The sequence below is a fragment of the Pantoea sp. X-Soil-ISGK-275 genome (assembly GCF_059730795.1).
On the sequence record NZ_AP035976.1, the window covers coordinates 168,658 to 189,084 of the forward strand.

General features: G+C 56.3%; 15 protein-coding genes. 9 read left to right on the forward strand and 6 right to left on the reverse strand.

What is annotated here, in order from left to right; translation table 11 throughout:
• Positions 1-5 precede the first annotated feature (5 nt).
• From bcsA to bcsR, 3 genes are read right to left on the reverse strand one after another with little or no spacing between them, the layout of a single operon-like run.
• A complete protein-coding gene (gene bcsA, locus AC6I8A_RS00755) occupies positions 6-2,609 on the reverse strand; it encodes a UDP-forming cellulose synthase catalytic subunit (RefSeq protein WP_497817880.1) in 2,604 nt (867 codons plus the stop codon).
• Positions 2,606-3,337, reverse strand: a complete 732-nt coding sequence (gene bcsQ / locus AC6I8A_RS00760; protein ID WP_497817881.1) for a cellulose biosynthesis protein BcsQ — start codon at positions 3,335-3,337, stop codon at positions 2,606-2,608. The genes bcsA and bcsQ overlap by 4 nt, the downstream gene beginning before the upstream one ends.
• The gene (gene bcsR / locus AC6I8A_RS00765) at positions 3,337-3,531 is read right to left on the reverse strand and encodes a cellulose biosynthesis protein BcsR (RefSeq protein WP_256698009.1); all 195 of its coding nucleotides are present in this window, start codon (positions 3,529-3,531) and stop codon (positions 3,337-3,339) included. Before bcsR ends, bcsQ begins: the two co-directional genes overlap by 1 nt.
• A 195-nt stretch (positions 3,532-3,726) precedes the next feature.
• Here bcsR and bcsE point away from each other — a divergent pair, with 195 nt between their 5' ends.
• The 6 genes from bcsE (at position 3,727) to AC6I8A_RS00795 (ending at position 12,609) form a co-directional block, all read left to right on the forward strand.
• The gene (gene bcsE, locus AC6I8A_RS00770) at positions 3,727-5,274 is read left to right on the forward strand and encodes a cellulose biosynthesis protein BcsE (protein WP_497817882.1); all 1,548 of its coding nucleotides are present in this window, start codon (positions 3,727-3,729) and stop codon (positions 5,272-5,274) included.
• Positions 5,274-5,462: a cellulose biosynthesis protein BcsF gene (bcsF, locus tag AC6I8A_RS00775; protein WP_008105667.1), complete on the forward strand. Its 189-nt coding sequence runs from the start codon at positions 5,274-5,276 to the stop codon at positions 5,460-5,462. The genes bcsE and bcsF overlap by 1 nt, the downstream gene beginning before the upstream one ends.
• Complete coding sequence (gene bcsG, locus AC6I8A_RS00780) at positions 5,455-7,086, forward strand: cellulose biosynthesis protein BcsG (protein ID WP_497817883.1); 1,632 nt, start codon at positions 5,455-5,457, stop codon at positions 7,084-7,086. Before bcsF ends, bcsG begins: the two co-directional genes overlap by 8 nt.
• Before the next feature lie 247 nt (positions 7,087-7,333).
• The gene (gene hmsP / locus AC6I8A_RS00785; protein WP_497818927.1) at positions 7,334-9,346 is read left to right on the forward strand and encodes a biofilm formation regulator HmsP; all 2,013 of its coding nucleotides are present in this window, start codon (positions 7,334-7,336) and stop codon (positions 9,344-9,346) included.
• Positions 9,347-9,574: 228 nt separating this feature from the next.
• Positions 9,575-10,855, forward strand: coding sequence for a dicarboxylate/amino acid:cation symporter (locus tag AC6I8A_RS00790; protein ID WP_222185700.1), 1,281 nt, complete (start codon positions 9,575-9,577; stop codon positions 10,853-10,855).
• Between the two features lie 245 nt (positions 10,856-11,100).
• On the forward strand, positions 11,101-12,609 hold the full coding sequence (locus tag AC6I8A_RS00795) for a M16 family metallopeptidase (protein ID WP_256698014.1): 1,509 nt from the start codon (positions 11,101-11,103) through the stop codon (positions 12,607-12,609).
• Positions 12,610-12,612: 3 nt separating this feature from the next.
• Here the strand turns inward: AC6I8A_RS00795 and AC6I8A_RS00800 are convergent, their stop codons facing one another.
• Together AC6I8A_RS00800 and kdgK are read right to left on the reverse strand one after the other, a co-directional pair.
• A complete protein-coding gene (locus AC6I8A_RS00800) occupies positions 12,613-13,485 on the reverse strand; it encodes an alpha/beta hydrolase (protein ID WP_137384896.1) in 873 nt (290 codons plus the stop codon).
• A gap of 398 nt (positions 13,486-13,883) precedes the next feature.
• Positions 13,884-14,813 carry a 2-dehydro-3-deoxygluconokinase gene (kdgK, locus tag AC6I8A_RS00805; protein ID WP_497817884.1) on the reverse strand — a complete coding sequence of 310 codons (930 nt, stop codon included), beginning with the start codon at positions 14,811-14,813 and terminating at the stop codon, positions 13,884-13,886.
• A 282-nt stretch (positions 14,814-15,095) separates the two neighbouring features.
• Here kdgK and pdeH point away from each other — a divergent pair, with 282 nt between their 5' ends.
• Together pdeH and AC6I8A_RS00815 are read left to right on the forward strand one after the other, a co-directional pair.
• Positions 15,096-15,869 (forward strand): cyclic-guanylate-specific phosphodiesterase, encoded by a 774-nt coding sequence (gene pdeH, locus AC6I8A_RS00810; protein ID WP_497817885.1) that lies wholly within the window; start codon positions 15,096-15,098, stop codon positions 15,867-15,869.
• Between the two features lie 61 nt (positions 15,870-15,930).
• Entirely contained in the window at positions 15,931-17,991 is a 2,061-nt protein-coding gene (locus AC6I8A_RS00815; RefSeq protein ID WP_497817886.1) for an AsmA family protein, read from the forward strand.
• Here AC6I8A_RS00815 and ppiC read toward each other — a convergent pair whose 3' ends face one another.
• Positions 17,992-18,273, reverse strand: a complete 282-nt coding sequence (ppiC, locus tag AC6I8A_RS00820; RefSeq protein ID WP_008105734.1) for a peptidylprolyl isomerase PpiC — start codon at positions 18,271-18,273, stop codon at positions 17,992-17,994.
• Between the two features lie 72 nt (positions 18,274-18,345).
• Here ppiC and rep point away from each other — a divergent pair, with 72 nt between their 5' ends.
• Complete coding sequence (gene rep / locus AC6I8A_RS00825) at positions 18,346-20,367, forward strand: DNA helicase Rep (RefSeq protein ID WP_256698020.1); 2,022 nt, start codon at positions 18,346-18,348, stop codon at positions 20,365-20,367.
• Positions 20,368-20,427 lie beyond the last annotated feature (60 nt).

A 20,427-nucleotide genomic window follows, 5' to 3' on the forward strand; every position in this document is an offset into this window, starting at 1 on the left:
TCAACTTAAGTAAAATCGGTTTTGATCGTCGCGGGCTGGCGGTCAATACGCTGCGGCAGCAATGTCGCCAGCCAGCTCACCAATGCGGTGAGGCCACGGAATACACGGCGCAGCGGCGCAGGGCCATACTCGGCCAGACGCAGATAGCCTTTAAAACCCAGCACCATAATGTCGGCCAGACTTTGCACCGGTTTGTCTTCCGGGAAGCCGTCCTGCCACAGCGCCCAGGTATCGGCGCGAGCGAAAGTGCACTGAATAAATTCAATGTGTTGGCGCGTGCTGAGTTGATGCAAACGAATGCCGGCGCGACGGCCAAACACGCGCTGCACCTGACACGGGAAGCTGAACTCTTGCTGACCACGGCGCAGCAGCAGCGACACGGTTTCGTCCTCTTTCAGCGCATCGGCTTCACGCAGCTCAACGCCCACGCCGCCATCGGAATAGTCGCGCAGCGTGCACGGCACCATGTGTCCATCCTCACGCGCGATGGCGGCGGGCATGGCGATTTCCACACGATGCGCTTCGCGGATTTGGCGCGCTTCAACCGACACCGCCACCGCGCCGCCGAGGATAATCATGTTGTAAATCACCCACACCAGGCTGACCCAAATGGTGAGCATTTCGTTGGCCGGACCGTACGCCATGCGCCAGAAGGCCATACCGATACCGGCGATATTCAGCAGCACCAGCATCATGTACGGTTTGGTAATCACCCAATCGAGATGACGCTCGGCCACCAAACCGCCCTTGGCGGTCACGTTGAACTTGCCTTTGTGCGGGTTGAACAGCGCCACCGTGGTTGGCCGCGCGATGTACCACGCCAGCACGGTTTCATACACTTCGCTCCAGAACGAGTGACGCCAGCGGCCCTGAATGCGCGAGTTGGTCAAACTGGTGTGCAGCATGTGCGGCAGCACGTAGATGGCGATCGCCAGCGCGGGCGCGTAGATGATGTAGGCGTGGAACAGCAGAAACGCCAGCGGTGCCAGCAGGAAGATCAGGCGCGGAATCCCAGCGAGAAAGTGCAGCATGGCGTTGGCGTAACACAGGCGCTGCACCAGCTTTAACCCTTTGCCAAACAGCGGGTTATCGAGGCGGAAAATCTGCACCATGCCGCGTGCCCAGCGGATACGCTGGCCGATATGCGCGGACAAACTCTCGGTGGCCAGACCGGCAGCCTGCGGAATACGGATATACGCCGAGGTGTAACCCTGACGATGCAGGCGCAGCGAGGTGTGTGCATCTTCGGTGACGGTTTCTACCGCAATCCCGCCAATCTGATCCAGCGCGGTCCGGCGCAGTACGGCACAAGAGCCGCAGAAGAACGCTGCATCCCAGGTATCGTTGCCATCCTGCACCAAACCGTAAAACAGCGAACCTTCGTTCGGCGTCTGGCGGAAGCGGCCGAGGTTACGTTCGAACGGATCGGGCGAGAAGAAATGGTGTGGTGTTTGCAGCATCGCCAGCCGATGATCTTTCAGGAACCAGCCCATCGTCAGCTGCAGGAATGAGCGTGTAGGCACATGGTCGCAGTCAAAAATCGCCACATATTCGCTGCGGCATACGGCTTTCAACGCATGGTTGATGTTGCCCGCTTTGGCATGTTCGTGAGTCGGGCGCACCACGTAATTGACGCCAACGCTGGCGGCAAACTCGCGGAACTCTTCGCGCGTGCCGTCATCCAGCAGGTAGATATTCAGTTTGTCCTGCGGCCAGTCGATGCCCATCGCTGCGTAGAGGGTTGGCTTCACCACGCTGAGCGGTTCGTTGTAGGTCGGCACCAGAATATCGACGCTCGGCCACGAGGTAATGTCCGGCGGCATCGAAACCGGCTGACGATTGAGCGGCCACAACGTCTGGAAATAACCCAGCACCAATACCGCCCACGCATAGGTTTCGGCACCAATCAGCAGCAGACCAAACGTCAGGCTGAGCGGATCGTCCCAGTTGAGGGTTTCGGTATAGCGCCACCACAGATAACGGCAGGAAATCGTCAGCGATAACACGATCAACATGATGGTGGACAAGCGTCCCGGCACGCGCCGCACCAGCATCGCTAATCCCCATAACAGCAGCACGAAGACAAACTGCGTGGTGATGCCGAACGGTTGCGAAATGCACAGCAGCGCCAGCAGGCTGGCAACAATCGCCGCCGCGATAAACAGCAGCTGGCGCAACCACGCGGGCATCGCCTGAATACGTTGTTCGCTGCGCTGAGCGAAACGGTTATGTTCCAGCCGTGCCGGCAGCGCGCCGAGCCATTGATACAGGCGTTCACGCCAGCGAAACAGCGGCTTGACGCTAAAACTTTTACGCGTGCGCTTGTCGAGCGGCAAGACCAGCATCAGCCACAGGCTTTGCAGCGCATAGCGCAGCGGGTCAAGCGGTCGCGGGCGCAGCGGCGAAATTTGCGGATAGTAACGCTGACGATGTTGCAGGATGCGCTGCCAGCCGGGAGTTTCCAACCGCAACAGCGACCACGCCAGCACGCACCACATCAGATGCAGTGCGATGGTGAAGCGGCCCGCGCCATACTGATGCGCCAGTTGAGCGCGGCGTTGCAGCGCCTGATACGCTTGCGGCATCAGCAGCCAGCGTAATGGAGTCACGCCGCGCCTCCCGCCACATGCAGCAGCAGCCAGTTGGCCAGCGTGTTGATCTCTTCACTGGCCAGCGCATGCGGCCGATATTCGCCTACCGGCTGCTTCATCATCAGCGCTTCCGCCAGCGCTTCATCGCGGTGGATGACCTGAGGAACCAGGTTTTTCAGCGAGCTGATCCACAGCTGATGCAGATCCTGCTGCAGCTGGCTGTTGGCGTTGAACTGGTTGATCAGGAACAGCGTGTGCGCAGGAAAACGCGCGTGATGCAGACGCAACTGGCAGTTGGCATCCAGCGTCAGCACCTGCAGCAGACGATCGGCTGCTGCAACAAAGGATCGCTGCCACGGCAACAGATCCGCAGGCATATCGAAAATAACCCAATCGTAGTGCGATTTCAGGGCCGGTAACGCATGTAGCAGCGGTGCGGCAAATTCTGAGTTGATAGTAGTGATGTGGGCGCGCTGTTGCGGCGTGAGTGCGCCAAACGGCAGAAAATCCAGCCCCGCTTGATAGCGCTGGGCGCACTGCTGCCACGCTTGCTGTTCGAGCAGCGCAGGTGCCCAACCCTGAGTGTGGCTGAGCGACAGATTAAAGTGGGCAGCCAGTTGATTTACCGGGGAAAAGTCGATAACCAGTACCGATTGCTGCAGCGCGTTAAACGCCCAGCCGAGCGCGGTGCTCAGCGAAGTGGCGCCACAGCCGCCACGCAATCCTTGTAATGCTATAACAGGCATTAACGTTCTGACTCCTGTGCCGCGCTTATTTCACGCAGCAATGGCCAGCGCGTCATAATGGTATTAAGTCGCGCTTCACGGGCAATATCAATGTAGCGAAATGCCTTAAGGGAAAAGGCATCACTCAAAGCGTTGATGTCATCGTGCTCTTCGCTGCTAGCAGCATTCAGCGAAAATGCATTTTCTGTTTTCATTATTTTTTTGCCACCGAAAAATCGACAACGGATGAATTGTGATTCTATTTTTTGTAAAGTTTAAACCTGAAGTAAAGAAAAATGCTATCCGCAGATCAATGTGATTTGCACTAAGAGGCTATTTTTTATTTCACCGGTTCCAATTGTGGCTGTGTGGATTAAACTAGCCTGGATTGTATCGATCGCGAATAAAATATGAAAAATCATTATGCGCTTGGCCTGCAGCAGATTCAGCAGGAATTAAATACTCTGCAGAATCCAGGGTTTTACTGGATTACTAGCCAGCGTCAGGAAGATGCAGGAATGCTTTTGCGTCAGGTGGTTAGCCAGCAAAAGGCGGCGACACTGATCAGTGCTGACGAGAAACCGCAGGCGCTGCTGACGCCCGATCCCATCGGGGGTCCGGCGCGTATGCCGTTATTTTCCTTACCAGCAAATAAAAGCAGCTTACAGCAACTGGAGAGTGATTTTTCCCGCGTGCTGAATAGCCGCAGTGGACTGGTAATTTTTTATAGTAATGCCGCGTTGTGGGGAAAACTATCACCCGATGAATTGGCCATTTGGCTTAAGCGCATGCGTCGATTGATAACTAAAAAACAAATCACGCTGTTAATGATCACCTCCGGCACGTCAATAATTCACTTACGTCATCATCTGCAAGCTTATTTTCGTCAGCTGGATGGTCTCGCGCATTTAGATTTTCAGCAGGACAGTTGGCAATATCGAATTAACTGGTGGTCTGCAGCAGATAAATTGCTGGCCGATCGTGCGATCCGTTTGATTTGCGGTGATAATCAATTTATTGCCGTAAATGACGCAGAACAAAATATTCCATTAAGCCGCAATGATGAAAACCAATTCCTTGCGCAAGAGGGTGTGCTGGAAGGCGCACCGCCACTTTCTGTGCAGTGGCAATTATTTAGTGACAACGAAAGCGTGTTCTCACGTGCTCAGCAGGCAAATGCGGCAACCGTCATCTTTAGCCTGGTCCATAACCAAGACATTAATTCTTTAGCAACCATGGTCCATAGTCTGCGCCGTTCACGTGGTAGCGCGCTTAAGATTGTGGTGCGCGAAATCAGTACCACGCTGCGCTACAGTGATGAGCGTTTGCTGCTGGCCTGCGGCGTGAATGCCATCGTGCCGACGGCGGCCAGCTTGTCGCGTTTTCTTACCATGCTGGAAGGGATTCAGGGGCAACAGTTCTCGCGCCATGTGCCTGCCAATCTCAATGCACTGATGCAGGCGTTGCAGCCCTTGCAGCAGAAAGGCTATTTACCGCTGGACGCGTTTTGCGCGGCGGTGCAGCAGCTAATGGCCAACACGTTGCTGCCGGAAAATGACAAAGGTTTGCTGGTGGCGCTGCGCGCGGTGCCGCAGCTGAAACCCGAACAGATTCTGACGCTGTGTAAACCGCGCCGCTTTGGCGATTTGGTGACGCTGGTGAATGACCGCATTTATCTGTTCCTCTCTTCGTGCCGCTTCAACGATTTGGATATCGCGCTTAAATCAATCTTCTCCTTGCCGCATGACGAGCTGTTTAGCAATCGCATCGTCTGGTTTGAAGATAATCAGATCGTGTCGGAGGCGGACAAAATTCGTCAGCTGACATCGGTGATACAGTGCGACAGACAAGCCGCGCCGCTGGCCGCTGTGCCCGTCGCTGCGCAGGCCGATGTGCCTGAGCGCGGAGCACAAACGCCGCAGCCGATCACCCTCAACCTCGATGGAGCAAGCCACTAATGACACTGATGGATTGGGTGCAGGTGGCGATCCTGCTGTTACTGATTTTACTGTTCCTGAGATCGCTGTTTGGGCGCGGGCTCACGCGCAGCGGCACCAATCCGCTGCTGCGTTTGCTGCCGACGCGCGCATTGAAATCAGAAGGACAGTGGCAACGCAAAACCAATAAAACGGATAAACATGAATAACAGATTCACGATGCACGGTTCGTGGTGGCGCGGCCTCGGTGGCTGGAACTTTTACTTCCTGATCAAATTTGCGCTGCTGTGGTACGGCTACCTCAATTTCCACGCGCTGAGTAATCTGGTGTTTCTGGCGTGGCTGCTGTTCCCGCTGCCGAGCGCGCGGCTGCATCGTCTGCGTCAGTGGATTTCGCTGCCAATTGGCATTGCGCTGTTCTGGCACGATACCTGGCTGCCGGGACTCAGCTCGATCATGAGCCAGGGCAGTCAGCTGGCGGGCTTCTCGCCCAGTTACTTGCTCGACCTTGCCAATCGCTTTATCAACTGGGAGATGATTGGCGCGGGCTTTGTGCTGCTGGTGCTGTATCTGTTTGTCGCGCAGTGGATTCGCGTCACCGTGCTGGTGTCGCTGATGCTGATCTGGCTCAACGTGCTGACGATTGCCGGACCGGCAATGAATTTACTGCCAAGCAGCGCCGCTACGCCGACGGTGAAGCTCAACGATACGCCAGCGGCGAAAGCACCAGATGGCCTCGATCAATCCGCGCCGCCAACCAGCGCCAATCTTACCGCGTGGCTTAACCGTTTTTACGACGCCGAGCGCCAGCGTTCAACGCACTTCCCGGACGCATTGCCTGCCGATTCGCAGCCGTTCGATATTCTGGTGATCAATATCTGTTCGCTGTCATGGTCGGATTTGAATGTCGCGCAGTTGCGCAATCATCCGCTGTGGCAGCACTTCGATATTCTGCTCAACAACTACAACTCCGCCACCGGTTACAGCGGCCCGGCGGGGATTCGTCTGCTGCGTGCCAGCTGCGGCCAGAGCTCGCACAGCGATCTGTACAAAGCAACCGATCAGCGCTGTTATCTGTTCGATAATCTGGCCAAGCTGGGCTTTAAACAGCAGTTGATGATGGATCACACCGGCGTGTTTGGTAACTATCTCAAAGAGCTGCGCGAAGAGGGTAATCTGCAGGCGCCGTTGATGTCGCAGGCGGGCATCGCGCCGGAGGTGACGTCGTTTGATGGCTCTCCGGTATTCAATGATGCGCAGTTGATGCAGCGCTGGCTCGACGACCGCACCAAGAGCAGCGATGCGCGCTCCGCCACCTTCTATAACCTGATTCCGCTGCACGACGGTACGCGTGAACTCGGCAGCACGCGCAGCGCAGACTGGCAGCCGCGCGCCAAAGTGCTGTTTGATCAGCTCGATGCTTTCCTGACTAATCTGGAGAAATCGGGTCGCCGCGTGATGGTGCTGGTGGTGCCGGAACACGGCGCAGCGCTGCAGGGTGACAAGATGCAGATGTCGGGATTGCGTGACATCCCAAGTCCGGATATCACCCATGTGCCGGTCGGCATTAAGTTTGTTGGCATGAAAGCGCCGCATCAAGGGCAGCCGCTCAGCGTGGAGACGCCAACCAGCCTGATGGCGATTTCGGAAATGGTGTCGCGCGTGGTGGATGGTCAGGTGTTTAACGCGCCGAACGTCAATATGTCGGTGATGACCGATAATCTGCCGCAGACGCCGGTGGTGTCCGAGAACGATAATGCGGTGGTGATGATGTATCAGGGCAAACCGTGGATCCGCCTGAACGGCGGCGATTGGGTGCCATATCCGCAGTAATCCGGAACGAGGATGAACCAGGTCGCCATAAATGACGACCCTACAGGTTTTATATCGTAGGGGCGCCATTTATGGCGACCTGGCATGCATTTACTCACGCCAAAACCTGCATAATTCCGAATCACTTCATAAATAACCCAACTTACCGATTTTTCGCCTTTATCCCGGCGAAAAAAACGCGTGACCTAGGATATACTCGCTGCGAATTTCATCTCATTACACGCTTGTGTGGCCTGGAGAAGTTTTGTTGCGCGTCAGTCGTTCTCTAACGATAAAGCAGATGGCGACGGTTTCTGCCGTGGCGATGGTGACCATCTGCATCTTTATTGTCATCCAGCTCTTTCACTTTGTGCAGCAGCGCAGGATTGACTACGCCCAGCAAATGGAAAATGTGGCGCACACCGTGCGTCAGCCGCTCTCCGAAGCGGTACTTAAAGCCGATATCCCGCAAGCCGAACGCATCCTCAATACGCTAAAACCGGCCGGTATTTTATCGCGTGCCGATGTGGTGTTGCCGAATGCCTTCCAGGCGCTGCACGCTGATTTCGCGCCGGAAAAACCGGTGCCGCGTTGGGTCGCACGCCTGTTTGAACTACCGGTACAAATCACGCTGCCGCTCTATTCGGTGGAGCGATCGGGCTTGCCGAAGCCGATTGCCTATCTGGTGTTGCAGGCCGACTCCTCGCGCGTTTATCAGTTCCTGCTCAGCACCTTGTCGACCATGATCACCACCTATCTGCTGCTGGCGCTGATTCTCTCTATCGCCATCAGCTGGTGTATCAACCGCTTGATAGTGCATCCGCTGCGCGACATTTCGCGTGATTTGCAGGAGCTGCCGCCGCAGGCGATTCTGACTCATAAAATGAAGCTGCCGCATAATCATCGCGATGATGAAATCGGTATGCTGATTCGCAGCTACAACCGCAATCAGCAGGTGCTGGAGTCGATTCACGACGAAATGAGCCGCATGACCACGCATTTCGCCGTGACGGACCTGCCCAATCGCGCGTTGTTCCTTGCGCTGCTCGAACAGCACATGAGCCATCGCCACAATCGTCAGGCGTGGGGCTTGATGGTGATTCGCATTGAAACGCTACAGGAAGCCAACGGCGTTTTGAGCGATGAGCAGCGCGATACGTTGATGCTGACGCTGGTGGAGAAGATACGCAGCACCGTTGACGATCACTCGCTGCTGGCGCAAACCGGCCCCAGCGACTTCGCCTTGCTGATGAAGCGCGCGCACAATCCTTTCCGTGCCATGCGCCTGGCGCGCAACCTGATGATTCGCATCAATCAGCCGGTGAACCTGCAACAGCTGCAGCTGCGTCCGAATGCCAGCATCGGTCTGGCGCTGCACGAAGAGAACAGCATTTCGGCCAGCGAACAGCTTGATCGCGCGACTTCGGCGATGATGTCGGCGCGCCATCAAGGCAAAAACCAGATTCTGTTCTTCGACCCGGCGCTCACCGAGCGGGCGCAGAAGCGTTTAACGCAGGAGCACGACATCTTGCAAGGTTTACAGGACGAGCAGTTTGCCCTTTATCTGCAACCGCAAATCAATATGGAAACCGGCGGGCTGGCCGGTGCCGAAGCGCTGTTGCGCATGCGCATGCCGGATGGCAGCTACGGATTGTCAGAAGAGTTTATTGCCAGCGCCGAAGAGATTGGTGTGATTTCGGCCATTGGCCGCTGGGTGTTTGAGGAAGCCTGCCGCATTCTGGCCGGCTGGCAGAAGCAGGGCATTAATATCCCGCTCAGCGTCAATATCTCGGCGGTGCAGCTGCGTGATGCCAGCATGGTCAGCCATTTGCAGGGCTTGCTGGAGCGCCATCGCATTGCACCGGGCAACTTCGTACTGGAAATCACCGAAACCGCACAGATTGGCGATGCCGAGCAGGCGATTGCGCTGCTGCGCTTATTACAGCAAACCGGCGTGGCAGTGGCGCTCGACGATTTCGGTATGGGCTACTCCAACCTCAACTATCTGCATCAGTTCAAAGCGCTGCCGGTGAATAAGCTGAAAATGGATCGCAGCTTCGTCGCCGCGCTGCCGGATGACGACACCATGGTGCGCATCGTGGCGGCGATTGCCGACATCATTCACCTCGACGTCATCGCCGAAGGTGTGGAAACCGCCGAGCAGCGCGACTGGCTGCTGGCGCGCGGAATTACTATAGGGCAAGGCTACTTATACGCTGAAGCGCTGCCGCTCCACGTCTTTAATCAACGCTGGCTCAATAGCCCGCAACTTCCTGAATAATCACCTTGGTTATTGATTTTCCTTACAAAATTGTAGCGAAGCGCTGTGCTGAAGCGTTTCAGTTCATAGTTAGAGTTTTGTAACTTTTGTAAGGAATAGTAGGGGATATTAATCTTGTTAACAGGGTGTTATTTTCCTCGCCATCGGTAAGGTTTTACGCTTCTGGCGGCTTGCCGCATGCGTTCTCCACAACAATGGCGGTGCGAACCGTCTTACTGGACACCTGTTATGAAAATCTTAAAAAGCCTCTATTTTCAGGTACTGGTTGCCATCGGCATCGGCGTCCTGTTGGGCCACTTCTATCCTGAGTTAGGCGCGCAAATGAAGCCGCTTGGCGATGGTTTCGTTAAGTTGATCAAGATGATCATCGCCCCCGTGATTTTCTGTACGGTGGTGACCGGTATTGCCGGCATGGAGAGCATGAAAGCCGTTGGACGTACGGGCGCAGTGGCGCTGCTGTACTTTGAAGTGGTCAGCACCATCGCGCTGATCATCGGTTTGGTGGTGGTTAACGTGGTGCAGCCAGGCGCGGGCATGAACGTTGATCCGGCCACGCTGGATGCCAAAGCGGTCGCGGTTTACGCACAGCAGGCGGAGCAGCAAGGTGTGGTCGCCTTCCTGCTGGATGTGATTCCAAATAGCGTGATTGGTGCCTTCGCCAGCGGCAACATTCTGCAAGTGCTGCTGTTCGCTATTCTGTTCGGCTTCGCTCTGCATCGCCTCGGCAGCGCTGGCACCGTGATGTTCAACGTCATTGAGAGCTTCTCGAAAGTGATCTTCGGCGTGATCAACATGATTATGCGTCTCGCGCCAATCGGTGCCTTCGGGGCGATGGCCTTTACCATCGGTAAATATGGCGTCGGCTCGCTGGTGCAGCTGGGTCAGCTGATCATCTGCTTCTATATCACCTGCGTGCTGTTCGTGGTGGTGGTGTTGGGACTGATTGCGCGCTTCGCTGGCTTCAACATCTTTAAATTTGTCGCCTATATCAAAGAAGAGCTGCTGATTGTGCTCGGCACTTCCTCATCTGAATCGGCGCTGCCGCGCATGCTGGATAAGATGGAGAAGCTGGGCTGTAAGAAATCGGTGGTGGGTTTGGTGATTCCAACCGGCTACTCCTTCAACCTCGATGGCACCTCGATTTACCTCACCATGGCGGCGGTGTTTATCGCGCAGGCGACCAACGCGCATATGGATGTGTTCCACCAAATCACGCTGTTAGTGGTGCTGCTGCTCTCCTCAAAAGGCGCAGCAGGCGTAACCGGCAGTGGCTTTATCGTGCTGGCGGCCACCCTGTCAGCGGTGGGACATTTACCGGTTGCTGGTCTGGCGCTGATTCTCGGTATCGACCGCTTTATGTCCGAAGCGCGTGCGCTAACCAATCTGGTGGGTAACGGCGTAGCGACCATCGTGGTGGCGAAGTGGGTTGGACAACTGGATGAGAAACAACTGAATGCGACGCTTTCTGCAGGGAAAAAGGTGAATAACGCACCAGAAACCGCCGCATAACCTGCTATTTGCGTTAATTTGCCGAGAAATGCCCGCTGTCGCTTGCCCTGACAGCGGGCATTTGCATAATAAACCCCATTGATTTTTTTCCCGATTTTTTGCCTCGTTGCGCGACATCCTGACCTTCTCGTGGTCAAAGAGTCTGTTATTAAATAAACGTGGCGGCAAAATGCCGCACCGGTCACCCCAGATGTGGCCGAACATGCCGCGTTAACGAGCGTTGATCTGTTTGAGTAGGGGTTCACATGCAGGGCACCAGAATTCGGCTTTTGGTTGGCGGATTGCTACTGGCAGCGTCCGGTTTTGGCGTGCACGCCGAGACGCTCCAACCCGATCCCGCCTGGCAGGAAGGCAAACTGGACAATGGTTTTAGCTGGCAGCTGCTGACCACACCACAACGTCCAAGCGATCGTATTGAACTGCGCCTGATTGTTAACACCGGTTCGCTGGTGGAGAGTGCGCAACAAACGGGCTATAGCCATCTTTTACCGCGTTTAGCGATGGTGCATAACGCCACGCTGGACACCAATCAGCAACGCGCGCTGTGGCAGCAAGCCATGGATCCACAACGTCCGCTGCCGCCTGCCATCTCCTCGTACGATTACACCCAATACAACCTGAGCTTGCCGAATAACCGCCCTGATCTGCTGAAAGAAGCGCTCAGCTGGCTGGCGGCGACCGCCGGGAAAATGACAATCAATGAGCAAGTGGTGGCTACCGCGTTAACGGCCACCGATCCGATTGCCACCTGGCCCGCCAATACCCAGGACGTGTGGTGGCGCTATCGCCTGAAAGGCTCGGCGATGCTGGCGCACGATCCGGGCGAGCAACCGCGCGCGCCGGTGGATATCGCCCAGCTCAACAGCTTCTATCAGCAGTGGTACACGCCCGATGGCATGACGCTGTACGTGGTGGGTAACGTCGATAGCCGCAGTATGGCGGAGCAGATCAACAAAGCCTTCGCGCCGCTGAAAGGCAAGCGCGTGGCACCTGCCGCGCTACCGACGCTGTCACCGCTGCCGCATCAGCCGGTGAATCTGGTGAATGGCGGCATGAGTCAGGATCGCCTGTCGCTGGTGTGGGACACCGCATGGCAGCCGATTCGCGATTCGCAGAATTTGCAGCGCTACTGGCAGAGCGATTTAGCGCGTGAAGCGCTGTTCTGGCATGTGCAGCGGGCGCTGGCTGACAGCAAAGCGCAAAGCGTGCAGGTTGGTTTCGATTGCCGTGTGCTCTATCAACGCGCGCAGTGCTCGATCAACATGGACAGCCCAAACGCCTCTTTGCCGCAGAATATGAACCAAGTGGCGAAAGAGCTGGCGGCGGTGCGCGACAAAGGGTTACCGCAGGAGGAGTTTGATGCGCTGATGGCGCAGAAGCTACTGGAGCTCAACAAGCTGTTTGCCACTTACGCCCGCACCGATACTGATATTCTGATGGGCCAGCGTCTGCGCTCGCAGCAAAATTCGGTCGTGGACATCGCGCCTGAGCAGTATCAAAAGCTGCGTCAGACGTTCCTCGGCGAGATGACGCGTGACCAGTTGAATCAGGAGCTGCGTCAGCAATTGTCGCAGGAACTGACCATGGTGCTGATTCAGCCGCAGGGTGAAGCCGAGACCAACGTGAAGATGCTGCAGGAAGGCTGGGATAAAGTGATGAAGCTACCGGTACCGCCAGCGGCGCCGGCTAGCCCGGAAGACGTGAAGCCGGATAGCAGCGCAGGCGCGGCGGAACAGACCGCGCCATCATCCTGATGTTCAGGTCTTCGCTCTGAGCCATTCGGTGACGAGCATCGGCCAGCTCGCCAAAGGTAAATCTGCCACGCCACGGATACCAAATCCGTGGCCGCCTTTTTGGTAAAAGTGAATCTCCACCGGCACTTTGTGCTCACGCAGCGCGCTGAAGAATACCATGCTGTTGTTCACCGAAACCGACTCATCATCGGAAGCGTGAATCAGCAGCGTCGGTGGCGTTTGTGCGTGTACGCGCGTCTCCAGCGAATAAGCATCAACCATCTTTTGATCCGGCCATGCGCCAAGCAAGCGGGTGCGTGCACCTTCATGCGCCAGACCTTCACGCATACTGATCACCGGATAAAGCAGCACCATCGCATCCGGGCGCGGCGTAAAGCTGTCGGCCTGATCCTGCACCGGATAGAGTTTCTCGCCAAAGCGCGTGCCGAGGCTGGCAGCAACGTGTCCGCCCGCCGAGAAGCCCATCATCACGATATATTTGCCGTTCAACCCGCGCTGCGCACGTTCACGCAGCACGCGCACCGCACGCTGCGCATCAGCCAGCGGCGCGTCTGGACCTTCATGGTGACCGTCATACGGCAGGCGATAGGTCATCACCGCCAGCGTGTAGCCCATTGACGTGAAGAAGGTGGCGAGCGCGCTGCCTTCACGGTCGATCAATACCCGCTGATAACCGCCGCCCGGCGCCACCAGCAGCGTGATGCCGTTGGAGGTTTCCGGATGCCAGATAGCAATCTCCGGGCAGCGCACGCCGGTGGCGGCGCGGTCATAAGGTTCGTATTCTTTGGCGAGATCGACGATCTGCGGCTGAGCGCGCGAATCGCTCGCGCCTGGCGCATCACCGTGTGGCCAGATGTTGATGATTTCTGTGTGCATAAGTCAGTCCTGAGCGAGTCATGTTGCCGTTATTTTTTTCGCGGCCGGAGTAACAGCGTCCTGCTGTTATTGATTAAAACATGGTCTCTTTTGCAGCTGGCGTCCAGCCGAAAACCGCCGATTTAGCCAGTTTCGGACTATGCCTGGCGGCCAGATTTCGTGCCATAACGCATTGAATTTAAATCGATCTGATTAGCGTGATTGAAGAAGCAATACGGGTTTTGTTACAGAAGTGGATGAGTCAGGTGATTAGCGGAAATTGGCAGGGAAAAATGCTGCGTTAAGGCAAACTGCGCGGGCGGGTTGGTTAGCACAGGTAATAAATGGCGCAGAGATTTTTAGCGGCGCGATTCATCGCGCAACAAATTGCGCCGCTACGGTTGGTGCAGGTGGTTATGTCATTTCGGCATCGCGCTGAGCGGGATAATCGCGCCGCGATGCTGGATCACCGTGCTGGCGGTGAGATGACCGCGTGCGGCGGCATCTTCGGCGCTTCCTCCGGCTAAACGCACCGCCAGATAACCGGCGCTGAAGGAGTCGCCAGCCGCGGTGGTATCGATCACTTTCTCTTTCGCCAGCTTGATGGCGGCGACTTCGCGCAGTGGCTCATCGCCGACCGCCACCAGACAGGAATCCGCACCGCGTTTAATGGCAATCTCCTGCACGCCCGCAGCGCGTGTGCGGGCAATCACCGCATCCAGCGGCTGCTCGCCCCACAGCAAATCTTCGTCGTCGAGCGTCAGGAATGCCATGTCGGTATGGCGCAGCATCTCGGCATACGCCTGCTGGGCGCTGGCTTTATCGGCCCACAAGCGCGGCCGATAGTTGTTGTCGAAAATCACCTTGCCGCCGTTCTGACGACAGGTGCTGAGCAGCGCCATCAATTTGTCGCGACTGGCCGCTGGCAGAATCGCCAGGCTGATGCCGCTCAAATAGAGATAATCGTAGTGTGCCAGCTGCTGGCAAATCAGGTCTGCTTGGGTGCTGTCCAGCCAGAAACGGGCGGCGGCGTCGTTGCGCCAGTACCAGAAGGTCCGCTCGCCGTGGTCGTCGGTTTCGATGAAGTACAAACCCGGCATTTTATTGTCGAGGCGCTGAACCAGCGCGGTTTCGACCTTTTCCTGCTGCCAGGCGGCGATCATCTGGTCACTGAAGCTGTCGGTGCCGAGTGCGGTGACATAATCGACACGCAGCTGTTTATCTGACTGACGCGCCAGATACACCGCCGTGTTCAGCGTATCGCCGCCAAAACCGCGTTTGATGTTCTCACCTTTCTCGGACAGCTCAATCATGCATTCGCCAATAATGGCGATTTTCTTCTGCGTCATGGTCTTCGGCCTATAGTGAATTCTGCCTTAGTCTCGCGTCTGGTATGGCAGTCGTCAATGGTTTTTAAAACGATGTTTTGATTTAACTTAAGGCAGTAAACCGCCTACGCTACGGCGATTTAACGGCCAAAGCGCGTTTTGTTTTGCCGATTAAGCGCGGCGCACGCTGTTACACTCAACTCTTCATGGGACTAACGAGATTGATAAAGTTATCCCGGCGATCGCCGATACTTGCCGCTGAGATGCTATTTGCAGGCACTCGACACCAACCAGGAAAAAACCATGGTGATGAAGAATTTGAGTCATCGGCTGCCTGTTTCAAATGAACTGGAGCAACAACAGGAAACGCGTCTCTTCTGGCAGAAATGCCAACGATTCTATACTTTCCAGCCGATTTACCAGGTCTCAGGCCGCTTGCTGGCCATTGAATTACTGACGGCGGTGACTCATCCCTCCGCGCCAGAGAAAAGGCTGTCGCCCGAAGACTACTTTGAAGCACTGACTATCGCGCAGCGGCTCGGTGTCGTCCAGGAACAACTTGAGCTGCTGATAACATGGTCAGCGTTTTTCAATCAGCGTCAGCTGGTGGCGTCGGTGAATATCGACGGTCCAACGTTGATGGAGATTGAGCAGCATGAGTCGATTCGCACGCTGATCGCGCAGCTGCCGTGGGTGCGCTTCGAACTGACGGAGCATCATGCGTTGCCGCAGGAAGAGATGGTCGCCAAGATGCCGGAACTCGGGCCGCTGTGGCTGGATGATTTTGGCTCCGGCATGGCGAACTTCTCGGCGCTGACCGAACTGCGTTACGACTACATCAAACTCTCGCGCGAGCTGTTTATGCTGCTGCGTGCCACCGATGAAGGCCGCTCAATGTTCTCGATGCTGCTGGCGTTGATTAACCGTTATTGCAACGGCGTCATCGTCGAAGGTGTAGAAACCGAAGAGGAGTGGCAACAGGTACGCAGCTCGCCAGCCATGGCAGCGCAGGGCTACTTCTTCTCGCGTCCGGTGCCGTTTAGCGAGCTGGAACGTATGGCACTTGAGCTTCCCTGATCCCGTTCCGCGACGTCTCGACTATCCTTAGTCAGACGTGGAAGGGCAAGGAGGAAGCAATATGTCACGTACTCGAAAGATCCTGAGCTGGGTGTTCGGGATTTTTTTGTTATTGGTTGTAGTGATTGTGGTGATCATCGCCACCTTTGACTGGAACCGCCTGAAACCTACGATTAATCAAAAAGTTTCGGCCGAACTGAACCGACCTTTCGCGATTCGCGGCGATCTCGGCGTGGCCTGGGTTCGCAATCGCGAAGAACCTGGCTGGCGCAGCTGGGTGCCGTGGCCGCAGGTGCATGCCGACGATGTGATGCTCGGTAATCCGCCATCCATTCCTGATGTCACCATGGTGCATCTGCAGCGCGTTGAAGCGACGATTGCGCCGCTGGCGCTGCTGCATCAGCAGATCTACCTGCCGTGGATCAAGATGCAAAAGCCGGATGCGCGGCTGGTGCAAACCGCTGATAAAAAGAATAACTGGACCTTTGATCTCGCCAGCAGCCAGAACAGCGATGCTAACGCCGCGCCTTCTGCCTGGTCCTTCCGCCTCGACAACATTCTGTTCGATCAGGGACAAGTGCGCTATCGCGACGCCGTCAATAAGGCCGATGTCACGGTAACCATCAATCCGCTGGGCAGACCGGTGCCGTACGCACAGGTAGCGGGCGGTGACGATCAGCAGAAAGGCGCGGGTGATTTTGTCTTTGGCTGGCAGGCGAACGGCACCTACAACAATCAGAAGCTGGATGGCGACGGCAAAATTGGCGGCATGCTATCGCTGCGCAGTAAAACCACGCCGTTCCCGCTGCAGGTGGATGTGCGTAATGGCACCACGCGCGTACGTATTGACGGTACCTTGCAGGACCCGCTCAATCTCGGCGGGCTGGATGTGCGCCTGCGCTTCGCGGGCGATACGCTGGCGAATCTGTATGGCCTGACGGGCGTGCTGCTGCCTGATACGCCGCCGTACGAAACTGACGGCCATTTGATTGCGCGTTTCAATGAGGAGAAAGGGCCGCTGTTCCGCTACGAGAAGTTTAACGGCCACATCGGCGACAGCGATATTCACGGCTCCCTCGTTTATCGTCAGGCCAAACCGCGCCCAACCTTGACCGGTGAACTGACCTCAAACCAATTGCGGATGGAAGATTTGGGGCCGCTGATTGGCGTCAACTCGGGCAAAGGTAGCGAGAAAACGCAGCAGGCCAAAGCGCAACGTGGCGATGCCTCAACGCAGCCCGCCGATCGCGTTCTGCCGCATGACAAGTTCGATACCAAGAGCTGGGATGTGATGGATGCGGATGTGAAGTTCAGCGGCAAACGCATCGAACACAGCAGCAAGCTGCCGCTCAGCGATCTCTATACGCATCTGCAGCTGAAAAACGGCGACCTGTTGCTCGATCCGCTGCGCTTCGGTATGGCCGGCGGCAGCATCAACTCCACCATTCATCTGGAGGGCGACCGCAGCCCGATGCGCGGACGTGCCGATTTGCACGCGCGTAAGCTGCGTCTGCGTCAGCTGTTCCCGGATGTCACGGCGATGCAGAACAGTTTGGGCCAGCTCAACGGCGATGCCTCGCTGAGCGGCACCGGCAATTCGGTGGCGGATCTGCTCGGCACCAGCAATGGCGAACTGAAGCTACTGATGAATGATGGCCTGATCAGTCGCAGCCTGATGGAGATTGCCGGACTGAACGTCGGTAACTATGTGGTAGGCAAGCTGTTCGGCGATGATGAAGTGAAGATCAACTGCGCGGCGACCGATATGAATATTCGTCAAGGCTTAGCGACGCCGAAACTGTTCCTGCTGGATACCGAGAATGCGGTGATCAACGTGACGGGCAACGTCAACTTCGCGAATGAACGCATGGACTTGTCGATCAATCCGGAGAGTAAAGGGATCCGCATCATCACGCTGCGTTCGCCGCTGTATGTGCGCGGCACCTTTAAAAATCCGGATGCCGGGGTGAAAGCCGGACCGCTGATTGCACGCGGTGCCGCAGCGGTGGCGCTCGGGGCGGTGGTTGCTCCCGCCGCCGCGTTGATCGCACTGATTTCGCCTAGCGATACTGACGACAATCAGTGCAGTAATGTGCTGCAGCAGATGAAGAATCAGAAGTAATCAGTTACGCCACAGCACTTTGATGATGTGGTAACCAAAGGCGGTTTTCACCGGTCCGTAAGGCTGTAGCAGCGGACATGAGAAGACCGCCTTGTCAAATGCCGGCACCATTTGTCCTTTACGGAACTCACCCAAATCACCGCCGTTGCGTCCGGATGGGCAGGTAGAGTGTTTCTTTGCCAGCTGCTGGAAGTTCGCGCCTTTTTCAAGCTGCGCCAGCAGGGATTTGGCCTGCGCTTCCTCTTTCACGAGGATATGTAAAGCCGCCGCGGTTTTCGCCATGATGAAGTCCTAATGTGTATAATCCGGCCATTATAACCCTGTTTCTTTTGATCCCACTGAGCGAATTCCGTTATGCGTTTAAACCCCGGCCAACAACGAGCTGTCGAATTTGTCACCGGTCCTTGTCTGGTGCTGGCCGGTGCTGGCTCGGGTAAAACCCGCGTGATCACCAACAAAATCGCCCACCTGATCCGCGAATGTGGCTATCAGGCGCGCCATATCGCCGCCGTGACCTTTACCAATAAAGCCTCGCGCGAGATGAAAGAGCGTGTGGCGCAAACGCTGGGGCGTAAAGAGGCGCGTGGCCTGATGATTTCCACCTTCCATACGCTGGGATTGGAGATCATCAAACGCGAATATAAGGCGCTGGGAATGAAAGCCAGCTTCTCGCTGTTCGACGATCAGGATCAGCTGGCTTTGCTCAAAGACCTGACCAAACAGTGGCTGGAAGAGGACAAAACACTGTTACAGCAGCTGATTTCCACCATCTCCAACTGGAAGAACGATTTGGTCGATCCGCAGGGCGCAGCGGGTTTGGCGCAATCGCAGCGCGACCAGATTTTTGCGCACTGTTATCAGCTGTATGATCAACACCTGAAATCCTGCAACGTGCTGGATTTCGACGACTTAATCGCGCTGCCAACGCTGCTGCTGCAGCGCAATCACGAAGTGCGCGAACGCTGGCAGCAGCGCATTCGCTATCTGTTGGTGGATGAGTATCAGGATACCAACACCAGCCAATATGAGCTGGTGAAGCTGCTGGTGGGTGCGCGGGCGCGCTTTACCGTGGTGGGCGATGACGATCAGTCGATTTATTCGTGGCGCGGCGCGCGTCCGCAAAACCTGGTGCTGCTGCAACAGGATTTCCCGGCGCTGGAAGTGGTGAAGCTGGAGCAGAATTATCGCTCGACGCAGCGCATCCTGAAATCGGCCAACATCCTTATCGCCAACAATCCGCACGTGTTCGAGAAACGCCTGTTCTCAGAACTGGGGCAGGGCAGCGAGCTGAAGGTGCTGAGCGCTAATAACGAAGATCACGAAGCGGAACGCGTGGCGGGCGAACTGATCGCGCATCACTTCATCAACAAAACCGCCTACAAAGATTACGCCATTCTCTATCGCGGCAACCATCAGTCGCGGGTGTTTGAGAAGCAGCTGATGCAGAACCGTATTCCGTATCGTATCTCAGGCGGTACGTCGTTCTTCTCGCGTCCGGAAATCAAAGATTTGCTGGCCTACCTGCGTGTGCTGACCAATCAGGAAGATGACAGCGCGTTTCTGCGTATCGTGAATACGCCGCGCCGTGAGATTGGTCCGGCAACGCTGCAAAAACTGGGCGAATGGGCCAACCTGCGCAATAAAAGCCTGTATAATGCCAGCTTCGATATGGGACTCGAACAAACGCTGAGCGGGCGCGGGCTCGAGCATTTGCAGCGCTTTACGCACTGGTTGAATGAGATCGTCCAGCTGACCGAACGTGAGCCGGTTAATGCGGTGCGCGACCTGATTCGCGGCATCGACTACGAAAGCTGGCTGTTTGAAACCTCGCCCAGCCCGAAAGCGGCTGAGATGCGTATGAAGAACGTTAATCTGCTGTTCCAGTGGATGACCGAGATGCTGGAAGGCGATGAGCTGAACGAACCGATGACGCTGGCGCAGGTGGTGACGCGCTTTACGCTGCGCGACATGATGGAGCGCGGTGAGAGCGATGAGGAGCTCGATCAGGTACAGCTGATGACGTTGCACGCCTCAAAAGGGCTGGAGTTCCCGTATGTCTATCTGGTCGGCATGGAAGAGGGCTTATTGCCGCACCAGAGCAGTATCGATGAGAACAATATCGAAGAAGAGCGACGTCTGGCTTACGTGGGGATTACGCGAGCGCAGAAAGAGCTGACCTTTACGCTGTGCCGTGAACGCCGTCAGTACGGCGAGCTGATGCGCCCGGAACCGAGCCGCTTCCTGCTGGAGTTACCGCAGGACGATGTGGTGTGGGAGCGCGAGAAAAAAGTGGTGAGCGCAGAAGAGCGCGTTAAGACCGGACAGACGCGTGTCGCCGGGTTAAGGGCGATGCTGGAGAATGCGAAGAAGGGTTGAGTTCTTAGTCCGTGCTTGCAGTCCCCCTCCTCGGTCCTCCCCCATTAATGGGGGAGGAAG